General features: G+C 34.3%; 17 protein-coding genes. 5 read left to right on the forward strand and 12 right to left on the reverse strand.

Translation table 11 applies throughout. The features are described 5' to 3' along the window. Positions 1–291: 291 nt before the first annotated feature. The 8 genes from EG849_RS05425 to mobA all read right to left on the reverse strand — a co-directional run bounded on the left by EG849_RS05425 (position 292) and on the right by mobA (position 11,963). A complete protein-coding gene (locus EG849_RS05425) occupies positions 292–1,503 on the reverse strand; it encodes a GIY-YIG nuclease family protein (RefSeq protein WP_059333868.1) in 1,212 nt (403 codons plus the stop codon). After that, positions 1,496–3,457 (reverse strand): DEAD/DEAH box helicase, encoded by a 1,962-nt coding sequence (locus tag EG849_RS05430; protein ID WP_078720067.1) that lies wholly within the window; start codon positions 3,455–3,457, stop codon positions 1,496–1,498. Before EG849_RS05430 ends, EG849_RS05425 begins: the two co-directional genes overlap by 8 nt. Before the next feature lie 3 nt (positions 3,458–3,460). After that, complete coding sequence (locus tag EG849_RS05435; protein WP_078720068.1) at positions 3,461–4,486, reverse strand: virulence RhuM family protein; 1,026 nt, start codon at positions 4,484–4,486, stop codon at positions 3,461–3,463. Between the two features lies 1 nt (position 4,487). Continuing rightward, positions 4,488–7,109: an AAA family ATPase gene (locus EG849_RS05440; protein WP_078720069.1), complete on the reverse strand. Its 2,622-nt coding sequence runs from the start codon at positions 7,107–7,109 to the stop codon at positions 4,488–4,490. 20 nt (positions 7,110–7,129) lie between these two features. Beyond that, positions 7,130–9,832, reverse strand: a complete 2,703-nt coding sequence (locus EG849_RS05445) for a class I SAM-dependent DNA methyltransferase (protein ID WP_078720070.1) — start codon at positions 9,830–9,832, stop codon at positions 7,130–7,132. Next, positions 9,832–10,038: a helix-turn-helix domain-containing protein gene (locus tag EG849_RS05450; RefSeq protein ID WP_059333863.1), complete on the reverse strand. Its 207-nt coding sequence runs from the start codon at positions 10,036–10,038 to the stop codon at positions 9,832–9,834. The genes EG849_RS05445 and EG849_RS05450 overlap by 1 nt, the downstream gene beginning before the upstream one ends. A gap of 217 nt (positions 10,039–10,255) precedes the next feature. After that, on the reverse strand, positions 10,256–11,524 hold the full coding sequence (gene mobB, locus EG849_RS05455) for a conjugal transfer protein MobB (RefSeq protein WP_078720071.1): 1,269 nt from the start codon (positions 11,522–11,524) through the stop codon (positions 10,256–10,258). 4 nt (positions 11,525–11,528) lie between these two features. After that, positions 11,529–11,963, reverse strand: coding sequence for a conjugal transfer protein MobA (gene mobA, locus EG849_RS05460; RefSeq protein WP_078720072.1), 435 nt, complete (start codon positions 11,961–11,963; stop codon positions 11,529–11,531). A gap of 541 nt (positions 11,964–12,504) precedes the next feature. Here mobA and EG849_RS05465 point away from each other — a divergent pair. The 4 genes from EG849_RS05465 to EG849_RS05480 all read left to right on the forward strand — a co-directional run bounded on the left by EG849_RS05465 (position 12,505) and on the right by EG849_RS05480 (position 14,568). Further along, on the forward strand, positions 12,505–12,999 hold the full coding sequence (locus tag EG849_RS05465; protein WP_078720090.1) for a DUF3408 domain-containing protein: 495 nt from the start codon (positions 12,505–12,507) through the stop codon (positions 12,997–12,999). Positions 13,000–13,509: 510 nt separating this feature from the next. Beyond that, positions 13,510–13,893 (forward strand): hypothetical protein, encoded by a 384-nt coding sequence (locus EG849_RS05470; RefSeq protein WP_078720073.1) that lies wholly within the window; start codon positions 13,510–13,512, stop codon positions 13,891–13,893. A gap of 100 nt (positions 13,894–13,993) precedes the next feature. After that, the gene (locus tag EG849_RS05475) at positions 13,994–14,290 is read left to right on the forward strand and encodes a helix-turn-helix domain-containing protein (RefSeq protein ID WP_078720091.1); all 297 of its coding nucleotides are present in this window, start codon (positions 13,994–13,996) and stop codon (positions 14,288–14,290) included. Further along, on the forward strand, positions 14,287–14,568 hold the full coding sequence (locus EG849_RS05480) for a helix-turn-helix domain-containing protein (protein ID WP_078720074.1): 282 nt from the start codon (positions 14,287–14,289) through the stop codon (positions 14,566–14,568). Before EG849_RS05475 ends, EG849_RS05480 begins: the two co-directional genes overlap by 4 nt. Positions 14,569–14,659: 91 nt before the next feature. Here the strand turns inward: EG849_RS05480 and EG849_RS05485 are convergent, their stop codons facing one another. The 3 genes from EG849_RS05485 to EG849_RS05495 form a co-directional block, all read right to left on the reverse strand. Then, the gene (locus EG849_RS05485) at positions 14,660–15,127 is read right to left on the reverse strand and encodes an immunoglobulin-like domain-containing protein (RefSeq protein WP_125012071.1); all 468 of its coding nucleotides are present in this window, start codon (positions 15,125–15,127) and stop codon (positions 14,660–14,662) included. 95 nt (positions 15,128–15,222) lie between these two features. Further along, positions 15,223–16,473, reverse strand: coding sequence for a site-specific integrase (locus EG849_RS05490; protein WP_078720076.1), 1,251 nt, complete (start codon positions 16,471–16,473; stop codon positions 15,223–15,225). Between the two features lie 267 nt (positions 16,474–16,740). Further along, complete coding sequence (locus EG849_RS05495; RefSeq protein ID WP_125012072.1) at positions 16,741–17,595, reverse strand: alpha/beta hydrolase; 855 nt, start codon at positions 17,593–17,595, stop codon at positions 16,741–16,743. Between the two features lie 149 nt (positions 17,596–17,744). Here EG849_RS05495 and EG849_RS05500 point away from each other — a divergent pair, with 149 nt between their 5' ends. Then, positions 17,745–18,686, forward strand: a complete 942-nt coding sequence (locus EG849_RS05500; protein ID WP_125012073.1) for an alpha/beta fold hydrolase — start codon at positions 17,745–17,747, stop codon at positions 18,684–18,686. A 449-nt stretch (positions 18,687–19,135) separates the two neighbouring features. Here the strand turns inward: EG849_RS05500 and EG849_RS05505 are convergent, their stop codons facing one another. Further along, positions 19,136–19,639 (reverse strand): hypothetical protein, encoded by a 504-nt coding sequence (locus tag EG849_RS05505; RefSeq protein ID WP_125012074.1) that lies wholly within the window; start codon positions 19,637–19,639, stop codon positions 19,136–19,138. Positions 19,640–19,653 lie beyond the last annotated feature (14 nt).

Genomic DNA, 19,653 nt, shown 5'->3' on the forward strand with positions numbered 1-19,653 from the left:
AGCTACAGACAACTGCAGCTTCTCCTTCTTATTTATTTTAAAGTTTTCAGGAAAAAGCTGTATCGGTTGAATACAAGCCTTTTATAGAGATTATCAAAGAAGTCAGGTAACGATTTGGTAACGGTGCTTATTGCTTTGCTTTTCAACGTGTTTCCGTTAGCTCATAGCAAATATAAATAATTTTAAGTGTTATTTCACAATATCTAAATTCAGATTGCTTTAACAACGTCAGTTTGTGTACTGAACTGACGTTGCATAATTAATAGAAAGCACTGTCCTTGTCTTTTTACTTTATTTCAATTTAATCTTTTTCTCAGCAGGGTCGTATTCGTAGTTTACTATGTTTTCATTTAAAATCAACTGAATTGCCTCTTCAATAACTTCAAAAGGAACTACAAACCATTCTCTCGGATTTAGTCTTTGTCCTTTTTCATTAAACAAGTCAATGTCTAAACAAGCATTGGCGAAAAATCTATGTAAAAGACCTTCTAATTTGTCAGCATTTCTATTATAAACTTTGTAAGTCGCTACTTTCTGTACGTCCGCAAATAAATAGGTCGCTTCATTCTTTGCATTTTTTATTCGCTCATCTACTGAATTTCTGGCAAAACCAACTTTATATAAGTCTTTAATGTTTGCTATTTGAGTGTTGCTTGATTTTGATTTCAGTACATAAATCCAACCTAATTGTATATCTTCTTCCTTTAAAAGTCCCGTATTAACAAATAAGTCTTGTTCGATTTTCTCATAAGTATTGGTAATCAATTTTCCGTTTTTTTGGATTTGTTTACCTAAGGAACGAAAAAGCATATTGCTGTAAGTTCCATTTTCAAAAATTGTTCTCGTACGTCCTTCTGTGCGAACTCTGTTTCCTGAACCTAATTCTTTTTCTTCTGTTTTCAAATTCGCAGATTCCAAGTACAAAAGGATGCCATCCATTAAATAAAAATCACCTACGTGAAGATTTTTTTCAATGTTTTTGAACGGCTTTATCTTCCTTTTTCCCTCTTTAATTTCTTTATGTACTTTTTGAAACAGTACTTCATATTTTTCAAACTCTTTTTCTTTAATTGGCTTTCTTTGTGCAACAAAATCTGTCTCAGCTCTGTCTTCTGGTTTTGGTGTGTGTTTGAATTTGAAAATGTCCAAATCCTTATCCGAATCTAATAAACCAAGTTCATCCTCTTCATTCAGAATATCATCAATTGTTGCTTTTTCCAATTCAACGTAGCCCAATAAGTTATACCTGTCAAATGGTTTTAGAATCTTCTTTTGAGCTTCATTTTCTCTAAAGTTTTTCAATTTTGCCATCAAACCATATTCAGACATACTCGACTTATTTGGCTCTCTATTGTTTTTAACAAAGAATGAATTTATTTCCTCAAAGGAATCAATAAGTCTTTCTTCATCTGTTTTCACAGAGGAAGCTTTGGCTTTAGAATCTAACAAGCCAAAATCGTCATCATCAAAGATATCGTCTATTGTTAGTTTCTTCTTAGCCATTTGCCAATGCTTTTTTACGTTTTAGTTCTCTCAAAAAAACTAGTGCTTCCGCCATTCTTTTTTCCTTATGGTCAAACGATTGAATGTTTGGCTGTTCTCCATTATTATTCTTGACCCATTCTTTGATTTTTGGCCATAACAAAATCGCTTCTTCTTCGGTCATTTCAAATTTAGTAGACTGAATATGCTCGTCAATCAATTTTAGAACTTGAGTAGTTACCGATTTTGATAAAATTTCAAAAGCTTTTTGAAAAGGATTTACTTGGTCTATCAAGTCAATATGAATATCATCAATGTTTACGAAACTACCTGCCATTCTTATAAATTTCTTGTCGCCTTGTTCTTCAATAGTACTATTTTTTATAACAGAATCAACAACCACGTGTTGTCTAACGGCTTCAATATCATCATCACTTAAGTCAGGATAAATTTCGCGGATTATTTTAGGAATTAGAACTGTATTAATAACCTCTGGTTCAACATTGCCCGGCATTGCTTTAAGCATCTGAGGGTCTTGTAATAACTTTGCTTTTAAGTCATTTAGATCTGTTTCAATGATGTCTTTAGCTCTTTGTGAAGTGGGTAATTTAAAACCCCTAATTTTGATAGTTTTCTCATCATCTTCGTCTTCATCATCCTCATCTTTTTTTAGTTTGAACTTGAAGTTTGGGGCTAAAACTTGTTCCATAAGCAGAGACGCGGTAATGGCTTTTAACATATTGTTTACAGACAATTTCACATCATCATCTTGAGCATCAGGCTGAGCAATGAGGTTGGTAAATTGTGCGTGAGATTTGTTATTACTGTCTCTCGTAGCTCTACCTATAATCTGAATAATTTCTGTCAACGAACCTCTATAACCTATTGTTAGAGCGTGTTGACAATAAGGCCAATCAAAGCCTTCTTTTGCCATTCCTAAAGCGATAATAATATCAATATCATCTACCGATTTCACTTCACGTAAATATCCACTTATTTTATCCCTTGATTTTGGATTGTCTTGAACTAAGTCTGCAACTTTCAAAATCTTGCCTGTTTTGTGACTTTTTATGTGAATCACTCCCGTGATTTCGTCTTGATATTCTATTGTTCCCAAAACATCAATAATATGGTCAACTTCATCGTGTTTAAGCTTTGAAGATTCGGCAGAGTTTACACTCGGAATATGAATAATGGTTTTTTGATTCTCATCTAATATTTCTGCTAAAGCAGAAATTCCTGTTTCAGGATTTTTTTTGAAATATCTGCCTGTATAAAAGTGATAGCCAATACCTAACGACTTTAAAAATTCATAGCCGTTTAATTGTTGATAATAAGTATAGGTTACTTTCGTAAATTTCGCTTCATCTTCTGGCATTAAAACTGGTACACTATCACCTCTAAAGTATGAACCTGTCATAGCAACTATATGAGCACTGGAATTTGCCATAATGCTTTTTAACACTTGTCCCAAGATATTGTCACCTTCTGCTGATACGTGATGAAATTCATCAATAGCAACCAAAGTATCATCCAACTTTTTTACGTCTAAACCATCAAATGCAAAACGCAAAGTGGCGTGTGTACACACTAAAATTTGTTCGTCAGATTCTAAAAAGTTTAAGAATGCCGTTACTTTGCTTTTCTCTTCGCCTGGCGTACATAGATTATATCTTGGATTGGGATTCCAATCGGCAAAAAAGCCATACTTTTTCAATTCTGTTGTACCAAAAGATGCTCCAATGGATTTTTCAGGAACAGCAACAATTACTTTTTTTATGCCTTGATTTTTTAATTTATCCAAAGCAATAAACATTAAAGCCCTAGATTTACCAGATGCTGGCGGTGCTTTAAGTAATAAGTATTGAGCAGTTCTCCCTTCGTAAGCTTTTTCCTGCATTTCCCGCATACCCAAAGGATTGGTACTTTTGCTTTTTCCTGTTTGGTCGTATGTTACGTGTACTATATTTGGCATTGGTTATTTCTTTTTCTTGTCTACTAATTTTCTCATTTCCTTATCAAAATCGGAAATATAATTTTGGTCTTGAATCACACGGAATTTATCATACTCACTTTCGGCTTTTAGCTTTGCTTCCAACATTGATATTTTGCCATTGTCTTTCAAAATAGGATAATCTGCCAATTCCAAAAATTGAACTAAAAAGTTATCCCAATCCTTCATATTCATTACCTGCCTGTTCCTTGCTCTGTTTTCTGCTAAGTCTAAGTAAGAAGTGACTATTCTTTCTAACGCTTTTAAATGTTCTACGTTCAAATAATTTTTTGCAATAGTTACATCACTTTTTAAAATCTTTCCGTCAGGGGCTTGTTTCCAAGTTTTTAAACCCATATAAATTTTGGTAGCATCTGCTTCTGTATATATAATCTCAGCAGCCGTTTTCCCTGTTATTGCCCAATGTAGCTTGTTTTGAACCGAAGCAAAAAAGTGTTGAGTTATTTCCGATTTGTTATCATAATCAGCTGATAGTGCATAGATGTCGGTAATTTTTTGATATAAACGTCTTTCACTTAATCGAATCTCACGAATTCGCTCCAACATTTCTTCGAAATAATCTTCTCCAAAATGTTTGATTTGTTTCAATCGCTCATCATCCATAGCAAACCCCTTGATGATGTATTCGTGTAAAATTTCAGTCGCCCATTTTCTAAATTCAATGGCTCTTTGTGAGTGTACCCTGTACCCAACCGCTGTTATGGCTCTTAAATTATAGTATTTGGTTTGATAGATTTTACCATCTTGGGCAGTGTGTCGGAAATCCCGACATACTGAATTTTCATCCAATTCGGCATCTTCAAATATTTTTTTAAGGTGTTCGGTTATAGTAGAACGTCCTTTCTCAAAGAGTTCAGCTATTGTTTTTTGCGTTAACCAAAGCGTTTTATCTTGATAAAAAACGTCTATATTTACTTTACCATTTTCGGTTTTGAAAATAACAAAGTTGCTTATAGGCTGTAAATCGTTATTTTGATTTTCCCTGCTCATATCACTGTCTTCTTTTCCTAATGTCTTTAATGTAATCTTCTAAAATTTTCAAGTCAGCAAGGAATTCATCAGAGTCAGGCATTTCTTCAATCAAAGTTCCTGCTGTATCGTGTCCTGTAAAATAGGTAGAGCATTTGCTCATATTGGCATCAACTAGTTTGTAATCATCGTCTGTTAAGTCGATAACTTTTGATAACCTTTGAGTTTGAATAGCCCTACTAAATCGTTGAATTGCACCATTTAAAAAGACTTCTTCTATAAACCGTTCCCAAGTTTCTCGAAGTTTACCATACAGAACTTTAGCTCGTTCTTTATATACTTCTTCAGTTTCTGTTCTTTCAATTTTCTCTAGTTGTTGATACGCATCTTTCAATAGTCCAATACGTTTACCAACAGGCAAAGCATCCCAAGGTGGGGTACTAGCTATCAGTCCTGTTTCCGTCTTTTTCCTTGTAAGACTCTTTATATCTAAAGCACAATTTAAACTCTCCGAGTGTTCTTGAATCATTAAAAGAAATGAAATATCGTGTGTAAATACTATTACTTGTCTTTCAAGAGCTTCTTCTGTAATTCTTTTCGATATTTTATTTCGCCATTTATGGTCAAGTGAAGAAACAGGGTCATCAAAAATAATTGCACTTTTATGTTCTGAAATTGATAACTCAGACAAGAATGTAGCTAAAGAAATACACCTGTGTTCTCCCTCGCTTAAAATATCTTTTAAAGCAATATTATTTGAGTTGTTTTCATCAAGTCTTAAATAGTGATATTGTTTTCCTCTTTGTCCTTTTGTTTCAGTTTCTATTTTAATGTTTTTGAAACCTAGTTTGTTTAATTCTGTTTTGAAATTTTGTTTAAGATTCTGATTTATATAACGTGTTGTTAGTTCATTGCTTAATGTTGTGATTGTTCGGGTGTTACATTTGCCTACACATTGATTTAGCAAGCCAACTCTTTTTTGTCGATAAATTTCACGAGCTAATTTTGGTTTATGCTCGTAAATTTTCTTTTCACCATTTAATTGATTTAGTTCTTTTAATAAAGGCTTTAAATCTTCATCAATAGATTGAACTTTCAATTTTTCATTCACTTCAGATAACGATTTATTTAATTCGTTAATTAAAGTTTTTGGGGTGCTGTCAACTTCAATTGCATTAATGTCTTCAATGATTTTCATTGAATTAAATAATCCAACTATGTATTCTTTTTGCTCTGAAAGTACATTTAGATATTCGGCTTGTTTTTCCGAATAATTTTCAATTAGCTCATTTAATTCAAGAGAAATAGGGTTTTGTTCTTCAAAATTAAACTCCAGTCTGTTCAAATTTTCAATTGCTGACTCATATTTTTCTTTAGCTTCGTCAAATGATTTTTGAATGTCATTTTTTACGAAATCTTCAAATTTTGTAAATCTTTCTCTGGCTTCATCTTCTAAATGTTGAAGGCAAAGAGGACAACTACTACCATCTGAGACATTGGGAAAACTTTCTGTTTGAGTACTTTCGTTGTAAAATTTTCTTGCACTTTCCCATAAAATTTTCCAAGCATTATTTCCAACACCTTGTATTGGTAAATCTGAAAATGCTGTGTTTGAAGATTCCCTTAATGCTTCTTTAGCTACACAAAAATTATTTAATATCTCCTTCAGATTATTTAAAGCTTGACCTGTTAAGTTGTTTTCCAGATTTTGAAACTTATTTGCTAAAATTTCAAACCGTTTGATTTTCTCTTCATTGGACTTTAAGCTTTTCTTAGGGTCAGTTGCTTTTAATTTATCAATTTCCTTTTCAACAGCTCCAATTCTTGCATTTTTTGTAGAATTCCATATTGATTCTGCTCGCAATTCATTTAAAGTTGAGTTTAAGTTTAGTTTTTCAAGAAATAATTTTGCGGTTGTTCCTTCTGGAACTTCTAATAGTTCATAGTCAAACTTTCGCATTGAGGGATTGGAAAGCTCTATGCTTAATTGTGCTTCAACATTTTTTACAGCTTCAGCCAATTTTTCCACAATAGATAGACCTTGAGGTATAAATGCTATTTCATCTTCTCCCTCGATATAATGATTTGCACTAAAGGTATCGAATACATCAATTTTTTTTAACGTGTTTTCACTTACTGTTTCATTGATAAGATTGACAGTTGTGAAATTTATTCCATCAGAGGTGTATTCTATATCTGCCTTTTTATCATTTCCTGCGCAAGCAGGGTCAAATAAATTGTCATTTATTCTAGGTTTTTGACCTCTTGTTTTACAAGAATGCTTTAAAATACTTACATAACTAGATTTTCCGGAACCATTATCTCCATAAACAATAGTTAGCCCATTTGGTGCAAACTCCAATTCACTAGATTTAGATAAAGCATTAATGTTATCAATGTTTTTGATTTTGGAAAGTATGATATTGCCATCATTTGCAGAGTTATCCGCAAAATCTCTTAAATCATCAAAGTCAACAGCATCAAATTCAAACTCAGAAAGTTTAAAATCAACCTTACAGATTTCCTTTAGTTCAGAAACATCAGTATTCGTTAGTTCATTATTTCGGATTAATCGGTCAATAGCTACTTGCCAAAATGAAGGCTTGTTTTCTACCCAATCTATTATGTCTTTCAGTATTGGCATTTCTACTTATTTAAATATCATTATTTCTTTTTTCTTGATTGCTTCTGCTTCGCAAAAAGCGTGTCTTTCTGCAACATTTCTTCATACTGTTTAAACAGGTATTCCAAACGCTCGGTGTCGTTTTTGAAAGGTTGCAAACGATAACATTGTTCTATAGCAGTATCTAATTCTTGATGTGCTTGTAGCAAACCTTTGGGCATTGTACTTGGATTGTACAATTGCGCCATTGTTTTACTGGGATGCTTGGCTCGTTCATCTAATATGGCAAATACATAAAGATTTAAATTTTCCTTTTGCTTGTTTGTGATGTCTGGAAATGGAAAAGTGTTGTAGCATATTGAAGAGGAGAATATATAGTCTGTTTTAAATCTTCCTCCAACTGCTTTTACCCAAACTAGCATCATTGTTGATGAAATTACACCAAACATATATGGATCAAAATCATACACAGCTTGAGCTGTATTTGAAACTATATGATTTTTATCAAGAATTCCACACGGAATATAATTTCTTCTTACTGAAGTAATTATTGGGACAATGATTGCTTCTTTTTCAAAATAACGTACTTCACCAAATTTATGTGGAGATGAAGCTAACTTATTGGTCGCTGACTTTGTGCTATTTAATCGCATTATGGTAACAGCATCAAATCTTCTTTTAATTTCATTACAAGGAAAAATATTTTCCAAGTCATTATCATTTACCCATAAACAATATTTACTATCCCCGTCAATAAACTCTTTCGTTCCAACAAATGGCTTGATAATTTCCTTAGAGCTTGAACAATTTTCAATCAAATCATCTTTCTCTTTTTGAGACAACAAGAGATTTCCACCATCTGTTGGCTGACTACCTTTCATCATAATTGGAAGTGATGAAATTGGTTTACTTCTTTTTGTTACAATAATATTTTTGGTGTCAGTCAAATAAGGATTTATATTTTTTGCACTTTGTTTTAGATTTTGATTGTAAAGGAATTTCTCTGTACCATCAATATTTCTAACCCCGATTATTACCACTGCGACTCCTGCGTTTCCTTTGGCGTTGTTCGTCCATTTAAAAGATTGGTGTGCAAAGTCAATTTCTTGTCCTTTACTTAAAACTAATGGCCACAATAAGGCTACTTGCTCGCCTTGTGTTATAGAATTGGTGGTTACAAAAGCATATTTAGCTTTTGTATTCTGAATGTAATTGGTTCCCTTATAAAACCAACACGCTATGTAATCAAGTTTTTTATAGTTATTTACTCGTGAAAAGACGATTTTCATATCCTCTTTTTGGGTTTCGTCTTGTCGGATATAACCCAAATAAGGTGGATTCCCAATCACATACACTTCGTCTTTTTCAGTAATTGGGCAAACAGAATTCCAATCTACTCTCGTAGCATTACCTTGTTTTATTTGTCCTGCTTCTTTTAATGGTAATATAGGTTTCGATTTTCCGTAATCAAACAATCGTTCTTCAAACACTTTATTCATTTGATGTTCTGCTAACCAAAGTGAGAGTATTGCCATTTCGTGGGCAAAATCGTCTATTTCAATGCCATAAAATTGCGAAAGCTGTATTTCAGTCCATTTTATAGTAGGACTTTGTCCTTCTAAATCTGTAATCTTTTCTAAAATCTTGATTTCTAGAAGGCGTATTTCCTTGTAGGTAATAATCAAGAAATTTCCACTACCACAAGCAGGGTCAAAGAATTTGATTTTTGAAATTCTTTTGATGAGTGTTCTTAAATGGTTTATTGTAGTCGCATTTTCATACGCTTCATAGAGTTCATCAAGAAAGAGAGGTTTAATCAGTTTTAGGATGTTTTCTACAGAAGTGTAATGCATTCCTAAATCGCTTCGGTATTCAGGAATTACTACTGCTTGTATCATTGACCCAAAAATATCAGGGTTAATGTCTTTCCATTGTAATTCACCTAACTCAATAAGCGTTTTTCTTGCTTTTGTGGTAAACAGGGGCGAGTTTATTGTTTGATTAAACAATCCTCCATTTACATAAGGGAATTTGGCTAAAAAGTCTGGATAATCTTTTCCGCTTTCGCTATCTAAACGGGCAAACAAATCATCTAAAAATGTATGGGTATCTTTTCCGTTTTCGGCAGTATGCTGAGCTAGTGTATTGGTGAAAATGCTGTCTTGCTCAAATATTTCGGTATCTTCTGCAAAAAAACAAAACAACAAACGGGACAAGAAGATATTGAGGTTGTGAATACTTTCTTTTGAATTGTAGATACTCGGATTTTCATCAATCAACAAATCATACAAAGAAGCCATTTTGTACGATGCGTTTCTGTCTGCTTCATTATTGTTGGAAGCGTTATAAACTTCGCTACCTGCTAATGGCAAAAAGAAATCAAAGTAATTGGGTAATTCTTTTAATTGAATATCTAAGTTCTTGCCTAATTTCAGGTCTTTAGCAACTACTTGTTTATGGTCGGTAAGAATTGCAAATCTAGGTTGATGTTTTAAGATTCGCTCTTCTTTTGCAACCTCTTCAATACTACTCAGCAGTTTGTTAGATGCTTCAATTTTAAAGAATATTTTCTTTTTGTATAGTATTTCTCCATCAACTTTGGATAAATTGTAGTCTCCTTTTTTTAGTCGTGTTACAGATGTTTTAGAAATGCCGTATGCAACCAGCAAATCAAAGACAAATTCTTCTTTTGAGAAGTTGTCAATTAGGTTCTCAACGTTATGTTTTATTTCAGTTGATTTCATTAGTTATTTTGTTCAGGTTTGTTGGAAACTAGCAATTCTTTCACGTCTATGTCCAAAATATCCGCTATTTCCATTAAGGTTTCCAATCTCGGTTGTTGCCTGTTCTGAGCATAAGCGTTTACCATATTGTAGCTTTTCCCGAGTTTTTCAGCCAACCAAGTTTGCTTAATTCCCTTTTGTTCCAACACTTCCTTAATTCTGTTCATTGTAATTCGGTTTTGTACCTTTTTAAAAGGTCTCATTGAATTGCTTTGCGTATTTCAAACGTTAATTTGTCTGTCGCTAAATTAGTGAAATTATTTAATTGTATCTCAAAAAACTGTGTATATAATGTGGTTATTTTGTTTAGATGTAGCAGAAAAGGGCGAAACCTATCCTTGGCTCTATAATGACGCATTATGAACAAAAAACGGAACAAGTCGATTATCTTTTTTGACGAGGGTATTGCTTCTTTTTCTTCATCCGATTAGCAAACTGTTCTTCTTCATAGTCCTCACCCAGTGCTTCGGGTAACAAGCTGAACAATCCTATATCGGTATTAGGCAAATGTTCCTGTGAGAGGAACTCGAATAGGTCTTTTGTCGGTAGGTTGTCTATTTCATTTGCTTTGGAAACAGAACTGTCCTGTATCTTCAATTCGGGTTTGTTTCTGTTATTAAACCAATCATTGAATACGTTTGCCGACAAGTTTCTATCTAAAGCCGAACCATTCCAAACACTACGGCTTTCGTGGTCAATAAAGGTCATTCCGTAAATCCGTCCTTCATTATTACGTCTTACAACTGTATTAATACCCTGCTCGGTCAACTGCTTTTTAAAATCTGTTTCGTTGCTTGTGGTATGTATGGCAAGCTCCACCGTGGTTTTCAGAACAGACCTTACAGGCGTGGTTTTCATTTTCTCTTTGGACTGCTCAAAGTGTTTTTGCAGGTGTGCAACGCCTGCATCTTTCCCGAAAAGCGATGCCTTGAACGGATTGCTTGCCTTGTTTCCGTTTTCGTCCAATGCCACATAAACTAATCCATTTACCGTCTGACCGTTCCGCTCGCCTTTGACTTCTTCCGCTGTGATGTTGAAAAGCGATAGTAAAGCATTGTAACTACCCATAGTAGAAAAGTTATAATACTTTGGCAGATGCCGTACTACCGAAGCAATCTGACTTTTGATGTCTCCATTTTTATGATTTACAGGCTTGAAAACTTTATTTACTTGTTTCTGCTCCTGTTCCGTTGCCTTTTTCATATTATATTTCTGTTCCAAATCCCGACAGATAGCCATTGAGCGTGGATGGTCGTAATCATCGGGGATTTTCTTTCCGTCAATGCCCACGCAAGTTGAAACGATGTGTATATGCGTTCTGTCAATATCCGTATGCTTAAAAACAATATAAGGCTGATTGCCGTAGCCCATATGTTCCATATACTCCTGTGCCATTTCTGTAAACTGTTCATCGCTGACCTTGTCTTTCGGGTCGGGGTTCAATGAAATATGCCGTACCGTCTTTTCCGTTTTGATGTTTGCCGACAGATACGGCTCAAAGCACTTATTGAAATACGCTACGGAATACCTGCCGTTCATTGTGTCGGGTATCTTGTTCAGCAACAAAACCACTCCGTTTTCCCTGTCCACTTTCTGCTGATTGTACAAAATCGCTCCGTACATATTGCTTCCTTTTCCGATTTTTGCAATCATAATTTCACTCTTTATTCAGATATTTCTTTTCAAATTCATCGGTAAGAATTAAAACCTTTAGCAACAGTTCTTTCATTTCTGCGGTCTGTTTTTCCAATTTATAGAGGTATGCAGATGCTTTTTTCTCCGAAAAATTGGCGTTCAATAACCTTACAATCTGATTGTAATTGGTTGCTATTCCTCTGAATTGACCGAAAAATTTGGTCAACCCTGCGTGGTATTCTACGGCATTCATATCAATTTTTACAGTCTTTACCGTCTTTTGAAAGATGCAGGCTGTAATAAAATGAGCAATTGCTTTCATTTCTGATTGGTCAAAGAGGGCAAGGAACTTGGCATTGTCCTCATCATTCAGGTTAATGGAATACCGATGTACCGCAGGGTCAATCTTTGGTTTTCTTCCTGTTTTCCTAATCTGTTTTCTGTTTTTCTCTTCCATAATAAATCCATTTTAATTTTTTAAACAAACGAGCGACTTCGGAGCCGTTTCCAGCCCCCTGCAAGGGCAAGTGCTTTTGAGGTGCCGAAATTCATTTCGAGGACCTCAAGAGATAACTTGCTCTGAACATGGGTTCAGAAAAATCCGTTTTGCAAACGGATTGTAGTTAGCAGGGAAAACCCATAGCTTCCATTACAAATTTCGGTAAGACTATTTGAATAACAGCTATTTACAATCACGACAATGAACGCCAAATGATGCCACTGAATACCACCTTAAAGCAGATTGGGACTGCTTTTATTTCCTTTGTATATGGCTAGCTAGCTGATTGGTTATATCCTTAATGAAGTAACTAAACAGCATAAATCCCGACAGCAAATCTGCGTGATAGAATGCAGACGAATTGCAGATTTTTGAGTTAATGAACTAACCAATTAAGGGTCTGCAGGTGCTTAGGTAGATAGGTAGATACAACAGTATATACAGCTGATTGCTTAGTTAACCAAACAGCTAATTGGATATAATATTAAAAATGATAGATATGATACACGAAGAAAACAAAAATCAGCAACCCGAAAAAGAGGATTTCTCTATTGAAAATTTCATAACTGATGAAAATAAACAATCTTTCACGGAACAACAGGAAGTAACACCTCGGGAAGATTTTGTCAAACCCAAAGTAGATGAGGAAGCTATTATGCGTGTAATGGCAGGCGAAGAACCTCCGGAAACTGAAACGGAAAACACAAAAACACCTGCGAGTAATACAAGAAGGATGATTTATAAGCCAAAGAAGCTGACCAAAGAGGACTACTGCGGACGGTTCTTCAAAATTCCCACGACAACGGCAAGCAGGGGGAAATCAGTGTATGTACGGCAGGAACACCACGAAACATTTAACAGGCTTACAAATATTATGGGAATCGACAAACTGACGATTTATGCGTATCTGGACAACATTATCGAATACCACTTTCAGGAGTTCGAGGAATTGATTAGGGAAATCTATAACGAGAAACACAAACCGTTGTTTTGATAACTATACTTGGTGGGTGGTACGTTTCTACCTCTTAAAATTATTTTCCAAAAGAAAAAAACAGAAAAAAAAGAAAGCCATTTTAACAAGGGGGACAGGCGGAAAAACCAAAAGGAAACGGAATAAGTCCCGAAGGGTGGCAGGGGGCACACAACAAACTCGGCGAAGCCACCATATTTGCCCTGCCATTATGCCGTAGTCTTTTGGTTGGGTGGTGCGGTGGCTGTCCGCCTTATCTTTGCTCCCTTTTTTATTCTTTTTTTATTCAATTCCAATCAAAGAAAGGGTACAAAAAACACGTAAGGGCTAAGGATAGGGTGTTTTTTGTATGCTTTCCTTTATCCTTACAAAACTCTTTAAATGTGTGAGGGCTTTGCGAAGAAAATTTAAAGTGTTTTGAGGATTACTTTCTATTCATATTGTGCCAACATAAGCCAAATACTGCAACATAATGCCAAATGAAAACAATACATTCCCTTGTGTTCTATATTGGGTGCAAATTTTGAACCTATGGCACAAAAAGTAATACCTGACAAAGAGCAGAAAGAGAAAGAACAAATCAGAAAAAAAGAACATAGTCCTTTGATACAGGTTGATAAGCAGAGCGACCCGATTTCCAATTTCATCGCTAATTTAAAACGTCAGTTCAGGGAAGCAAAAGGCTTAATAGATTGGAATAGGCTATTCGGGGGAAAACGTACTGAACAACAAAAGCAGACTTCCGAACCTGAAAGCATAATAGGTGCGACAAAAACGCTTATCCGTTCGGACTTCAAAAATGAAGAAAAAAATCAGGCTATACAGACCAATAAAAAGCCTGCTTTAAAAATGGACAATACAATTATAACGCAACAGTCTTGTCCTAAAAGTAAGAAACCAAAGTTAGGATTATAGCCTAGTATTTGGCAACTGTACGCCAAATACCGCCATCGGATGCAACATTAAAATGACCTATGTGAATAGCTTTTATTTTAGAGGTTTAAATGATGCAGATATGGAAATAACAGTTTTAGACATTCAGATTTTAAAGGCATTGCACAGGGAAGTAAAGGAAGTTTCTCTATTGATTAAGGAAATCACTGCACCCTACAAGGCATTGCAACAGGCAACGAAATGGCTCGACCAACAGGAAGCCTGCCAACTGCTTAATATCAGCAAAAGAACGTTGCAGACGTATAGGGCAAAAGGCATTCTTGGAGCAACCCAAATCAATCGGAAAACGTATTTCAGATTATCCGAAGTGGAGTTACTTATGCAGGGAGAGCGAGCATTAAAAAAGCAAAAGAAATGAAACAGATTGGAAATTCAAACGAAGATATGCTTGCCTTGCTCGAAGCTGTGGTAGGCATCAAAAATGAACTGTTGTATATCAGAGAATATTTCCATCCATTACTAAAAGGGGAAATCTACCTGTCAGGCGAACAGGTTTGCAAGATGTTACACATAAGCAAACGGACGTTGCAACAGTACAGGGATGACAAACTGATACCCTTTATCAAGCTCGAACGGAAAATCTTGTTTCGTGAAAGCGATATTGTCAAGGTATTGGAAGATAACTATCAGCGTTAGCTGATTAAATGAATGCTTTGAAACTTAAACATATCGGTAAATTAAAAAAACAGCCCACTGCTTAAATGCGGTGGGCTGTGTTGTTTATATTCTACTTAATCTCAAACTCTCCGTAAACATTATGATTTTCCCTTGTCTTTTGATAGTCGGAGTTCAGATAATATTTGACAATTCTGTATTTGCCTACTTTATAACTGATTTGGTCTTTATATAATTTCTTTTCAAAACTCTCTGTATCGGTTGGTTTTAGTCGCCAACCAAGGTCGTTAAACGCAGTACCCTTTGGCGAAATGTCTTTCCATTCGTTTTTCTCGTAATTTTCAATCTGATAATGCAACCCTGTAGTGATAGTATCATTTGTATTGTTTATTATTGTAACCTTTATAGTATCTGGGATTTCTGAAAGTTTAAAAACATTTGGCTCTATAGATAATGATACAGACTTATCCTCAACATCATTTACTTTTTCTTTTTTGGATGATTGTTCTTCTTCCTTTTTATTTTGGTTACAACTCAATAAAAGTGTTGCTGAAATTATAAGTAGGATAAGTTTTTTCATTATTCTATTTTTTGTCATTGTTTCTACCAATTGCTAAAATACAAAAAAAGCCAACACATAATAACATTGACTTTCTTTGATTACTTTAATAGACTTCATAGTTGAGAAACAAAAGACTGTTCCATTCCTTTAAATTTATGCGATACCTTTTGCATATCCTTTCCGACTTTCTCGTTGAGTATTTTGGCGTAAATCTGTGTAGTGGCAATGTTTTTATGCCCCAACATTTTACTCAAACTCTCCAATGGAACCCCCTCAGTTAAAAATAGTGTGGCAAAGGTATGGCGTGCCAAATGAAAGGTTACTTTCTTCTCTTTAAGACACTCAATTTGTTTGGATATTCTTTTCAAGCTTTCATTGCAGACCGTATTTGAGGGTACAGGGAAAACCCTTCCATCCTTTGAGAATCCTGCATATTTTTCGATAATCATTTTCGGTATATCCAAGAGCATCACGTTTGACGATGTAGCCGTTTTCTTTCTTCGCACAATAATCCACTGGTTACCGTCAAAAAAATCTTGGATATTGCTGTTTTTAAGTCCTTTCATATCCGAATAGGAAAGACCTGTAAAGCAACTGAAAACAAATAGGTCTTTAACTAATTCGTCTTTCTTTTTATCGCAGTTGAACGTTACGAGCTGTTCCAATTCATTACGCAATAGATAACCACGGTCTTTGTCCTTTTTGGTATTCTTGTACTCGCTGAACGGATTAAAGGCAAGATGCTTTCTGCTCATTGCCAATCGGCAAAGTGTAGTAAATCCAATCATATACAGCCAAATGGTGTTGTGCGTCAAACTTTGTTCGTCACGTAGGTAATAATCAAAGTCCTCCACAAAAATAGGTGTAAGGTCGTTAAAAGACACATCGGAATAACCGTATTTTGCAAAGGCGAAATTTCGCAGATGCTTTAAAAGTGTTTTGTACTTACTGTGTGTGCCATTTACCCGAAGTCCACTATTAACCTTTTTCTCATAGTCGGATAGGAACTGTTCATAAAATTTGAAAAAGGTCAGTTCTCCGCTTTCCATACCAAGAACGGCATTTTTAAGTTTAGCACTGTTTACAGTTCCCTCGTTCTTCAGGATTTTGGAATAGCATTCCTCAATACCCGAACGAATTTTGTCAAGTTTGCTGTTCGTGGCTTGGGCTTCTCGGCTTTTGCCTAAAACCCTGCCGTACTTCAAATCCCAATTTGTTGCGGAAATATCCAGCTTTGTACTGAATGCAGACTGTTTGCCGTTTACGGTAATCCTGCACATAACCGTAACTTTTCCGTTTTTCTTTGGGGCGTTCTTTTTAAGGTAAAACAATACCTTAAACGTTGATTTTTTTGTCGTTTCCATACTCACAATTCTTAATGATAAAATTAAACCTATGTGAGCTACGGAACAATATGAAAAACTATGCAGAAAGCTGAAATACAGTATTTTAAAACGATTGTTTCTAATATTTAAAAGTAACGTTTTAGTAACCTTACTTTTGCCAAACCTCGCTTTTTACTGCTTTTCACCTCATTACCAAAAAATCACAAAACGGCTGTAAAGCCTTATTTACAACCGTTTTGCCTGTTATTAATCTTTAATGTATTTTTACTGAAACTTTATTTTAAATTAAGGATTCTCTTTTAGTATTTTCGAAAAAAAGTAAAAATGATAAGGCAATGAATTTTCCCAATATTCCCACGTGTGTGCGCCTGGACGTTCTGTGTATTCGTGCGGAATTCTTTCATACACCAATCTTCTGTGCAACTCCCGATTCGATTCAATCAAAAAATCATCCACGCCAACATCAATAATCAAAGGCATTTTATTGGCTTTAATTTTATCAACCATCCTCAAAACAGCATTGACATCATACAATTCTTGCTTTCCTGAATCAGCACCAAAAACCGGTTCCATCAATTTTTTAACTTGATCTGCTGTATCGCGACGCAACATTGCACCCATATCCAGTGCACCACTCATGCTTCCGGCAGCCAAAAATAATTCAGGATTTCTGATCGAAAGATACATCGCTCCGTGACCGCCCATGGACAGACCTGTGATAACCCGACCTTTTTTCTCTGCAATGGTTCGGTAAGTAGCGTCAATTTTTGGAATCACTTCTTTGATAATGTGGGTTTCAAATTGACTTTCTTTGTTAGTAGGAGAATCTAAATAAAAACTATACTTCTCACCTTCCGGCATTACGATTATCATGTTATATTGGTCCGCCAAATCTTTAACCGCCATTTTATTCGGTGTACTTTTCAACCAATCGCCAAAGTTTCCATAAGCGCCGTGAAGCAAATACATCACCGGATATTTTATTTTTCCTTTCGTGTATGAATTTGGCAAAACAACAGCCGATTTAAGCGTTTTCCCCATCGAAGCGCTTGCAATTGAGAGCGTATCTACTTTTGCTGCGTGCGTTAAGAATGATTGTGATAAAAAGAATAAAAAGAGGATCGCTTTTAAAGATTTCATTTTGTAGTTGTATTGTTTTATTCAAAGAAAAGGTATTTTATCAATATTTAAAAATGGAATATATCAGTAAAAGACTTTCCACTTCTAATTTTATACTTTTACAATCCCTCTTTTTTTAGTATATTTAATAAAAATTGTACTTTTTAATTATGCCAAAAACACTCTTCCTTTTTATTCTCGCTTTATTTTTTTCAAGTTGTGGTGCTAAAAAAGCAGACAAGATTGATGACTATATTTTCAAAACAAAATCAGCAAAAAACGACTATTTAAAATCTTATAATAAGTCTTTGAAACTTTGGAAAGTTCCGTTTAAAGAAGAAGATTTGATAACTAGTTATGGAACTGCGCACGTAATTATTTCAGGACCAAAAGAAGCAGAACCTTTATTATTACTTCACGGAATGGACGCTAGCTCCACAATGTGGTATCCAAATATTGAAGCACTTTCAAAAAACCATCGCGTATATGCCGTTGATTTTTTAATGGAAGCTGGGAAATCAGTTTCGTGCGGTGAAACACTTTCAAAAGAAGAAATAATAACTTGGTATAACGAAATTTTTGAACACTATAAATTCAAAAAAATTAAGGTGATTGGCGCTTCAAGAGGTGGTTGGATTGCAACATTACTTGCGATTCAAGAGAATAGTAACATTTCAAAACTTGCATTATTGAGTCCGGCTCAGACTTTTGAAACCATTGACAGTAAAAGAAAAGCGTTACCAGCCTTGATGCTGAAACTTTTTCCTAATAAGAAAAAATTAAGACGTACACTTAACGCCTTTGCTTATTATCCAAAAAAGATTGATACCATTTATAAAAATCAATTTTATTTAGCAAACAAACATTCTAAAAGCAATACGAGCCTTTTACAGATGACTCCTTTTTCTAAAGAAGAGTTGAAAAGCTTAACTATACCAGTTTTAGTTTTAGTAGGTGATCACGATGTGATCAATTCTGAAGACACTGTGGAAAGAGCAAAAAAATTGATTCCAAATAGCGAGGCTGAAGAAATTAAAAATGCAGGTCATTTTTTAACGATTGATCAATCAAAAATTGTGAATCACAAAATAACTGAGTTTTTAAAAGACTAAATTTCCTCAAAAAATCATACACTCAATTTAAAATGTATACAAAAAAAAGAGATGCATTGCTGCATCTCTTTTTACCCATACATATTCTACTGAATTTAACTATGCAAACTTATAAGCCCCCCAGCCTGTAAATTTCTTACAATATTAAAGCTTTATTTGCGATCGATTCTTATAGAATTATATTAGAATCTTATACTATCCCTATATTTTATAAACTTTAACAATTTAATGCTTCTATTATTGGTTTAATATGAGCCAATAATAAAAATCTTAAAGAAAAACAACAACCTAAAATCCAATCTTTCAATTTTAAAAACTTACTAATTGCGGGATACAGTTTTTCATGATTCAACTGTGGATTATCTTTTATCCATTAAAGTACCACTTAAAACAAAATTGCAGGCATCAAAAAAAATAAGCATTCACTATTGGTTCTATGTTATCACTTTTTATTTTTTCTTATCCTTAAAAATAATCCAATTCTCTTTTGCGAAAAAATATAAATATAAAGCGCCAAATGCCATTGCAAAATAATTTAAAAAAGGAATTTTAAAATCATTAGCCAATCGCAAAGCACAAGCTATAATATTAAATACCAAACCGACATACATCAAAATTGAAACAATTAAAAAAGAATTTTTCTTTTCTCTATAATAACTATATCCAAGATATACAATGCCAATAATTGCCACAGCACATCCTATTTTCATACCGCCTTTTGAATTTAAAACACCATAAATTGCTAATAAAAATAACAAAAGTAAATACATAAACGAAGGAAAGAAATAAAACATATTTGCTACAATTCGATCTTCACCTGCTTCAATTTGCTGAGACATTTCATCATTAATTTCGGCAATATCAAAACCGTCTCGCTCTAATCGCTCGATAATTTCTTTTCTCAAATAATTGTTACTAGAATAGCGTTCAATTTCTTTTTTTATATCTTTCATTTTGATTTATTAAG

It is taken from the genome of Flavobacterium macacae (genome assembly GCF_003865365.1).
Classification (GTDB): domain Bacteria; phylum Bacteroidota; class Bacteroidia; order Flavobacteriales; family Flavobacteriaceae; genus Flavobacterium; species Flavobacterium macacae.

What these genes read in the sequence shown, in the direction of transcription:
- EG849_RS05430 (WP_078720067.1), bottom strand. Translation starts at nt 3,457, where the DNA reads ATGCCAAATATAGTACACGTAACATACGACCAAACAGGAAAAAGCAAA.
- EG849_RS05485 (WP_125012071.1), bottom strand. Translation starts at nt 15,127, where the DNA reads ATGAAAAAACTTATCCTACTTATAATTTCAGCAACACTTTTATTGAGT.
- mobB (WP_078720071.1), bottom strand. Translation starts at nt 11,524, where the DNA reads ATGATTGCAAAAATCGGAAAAGGAAGCAATATGTACGGAGCGATTTTG.
- EG849_RS05425 (WP_059333868.1), bottom strand. Translation starts at nt 1,503, where the DNA reads ATGGCTAAGAAGAAACTAACAATAGACGATATCTTTGATGATGACGAT.
- EG849_RS05445 (WP_078720070.1), bottom strand. Translation starts at nt 9,832, where the DNA reads ATGAAATCAACTGAAATAAAACATAACGTTGAGAACCTAATTGACAAC.
- EG849_RS05480 (WP_078720074.1), top strand. Translation starts at nt 14,287, where the DNA reads ATGAAACAGATTGGAAATTCAAACGAAGATATGCTTGCCTTGCTCGAA.
- EG849_RS05465 (WP_078720090.1), top strand. Translation starts at nt 12,505, where the DNA reads ATGATACACGAAGAAAACAAAAATCAGCAACCCGAAAAAGAGGATTTC.
- EG849_RS05435 (WP_078720068.1), bottom strand. Translation starts at nt 4,486, where the DNA reads ATGAGCAGGGAAAATCAAAATAACGATTTACAGCCTATAAGCAACTTT.
- EG849_RS05490 (WP_078720076.1), bottom strand. Translation starts at nt 16,473, where the DNA reads ATGGAAACGACAAAAAAATCAACGTTTAAGGTATTGTTTTACCTTAAA.
- EG849_RS05475 (WP_078720091.1), top strand. Translation starts at nt 13,994, where the DNA reads ATGGAAATAACAGTTTTAGACATTCAGATTTTAAAGGCATTGCACAGG.
- EG849_RS05450 (WP_059333863.1), bottom strand. Translation starts at nt 10,038, where the DNA reads ATGAACAGAATTAAGGAAGTGTTGGAACAAAAGGGAATTAAGCAAACT.
- mobA (WP_078720072.1), bottom strand. Translation starts at nt 11,963, where the DNA reads ATGGAAGAGAAAAACAGAAAACAGATTAGGAAAACAGGAAGAAAACCA.
- EG849_RS05440 (WP_078720069.1), bottom strand. Translation starts at nt 7,109, where the DNA reads ATGCCAATACTGAAAGACATAATAGATTGGGTAGAAAACAAGCCTTCA.
- EG849_RS05470 (WP_078720073.1), top strand. Translation starts at nt 13,510, where the DNA reads ATGGCACAAAAAGTAATACCTGACAAAGAGCAGAAAGAGAAAGAACAA.
- EG849_RS05505 (WP_125012074.1), bottom strand. Translation starts at nt 19,639, where the DNA reads ATGAAAGATATAAAAAAAGAAATTGAACGCTATTCTAGTAACAATTAT.
- EG849_RS05500 (WP_125012073.1), top strand. Translation starts at nt 17,745, where the DNA reads ATGCCAAAAACACTCTTCCTTTTTATTCTCGCTTTATTTTTTTCAAGT.
- EG849_RS05495 (WP_125012072.1), bottom strand. Translation starts at nt 17,595, where the DNA reads ATGAAATCTTTAAAAGCGATCCTCTTTTTATTCTTTTTATCACAATCA.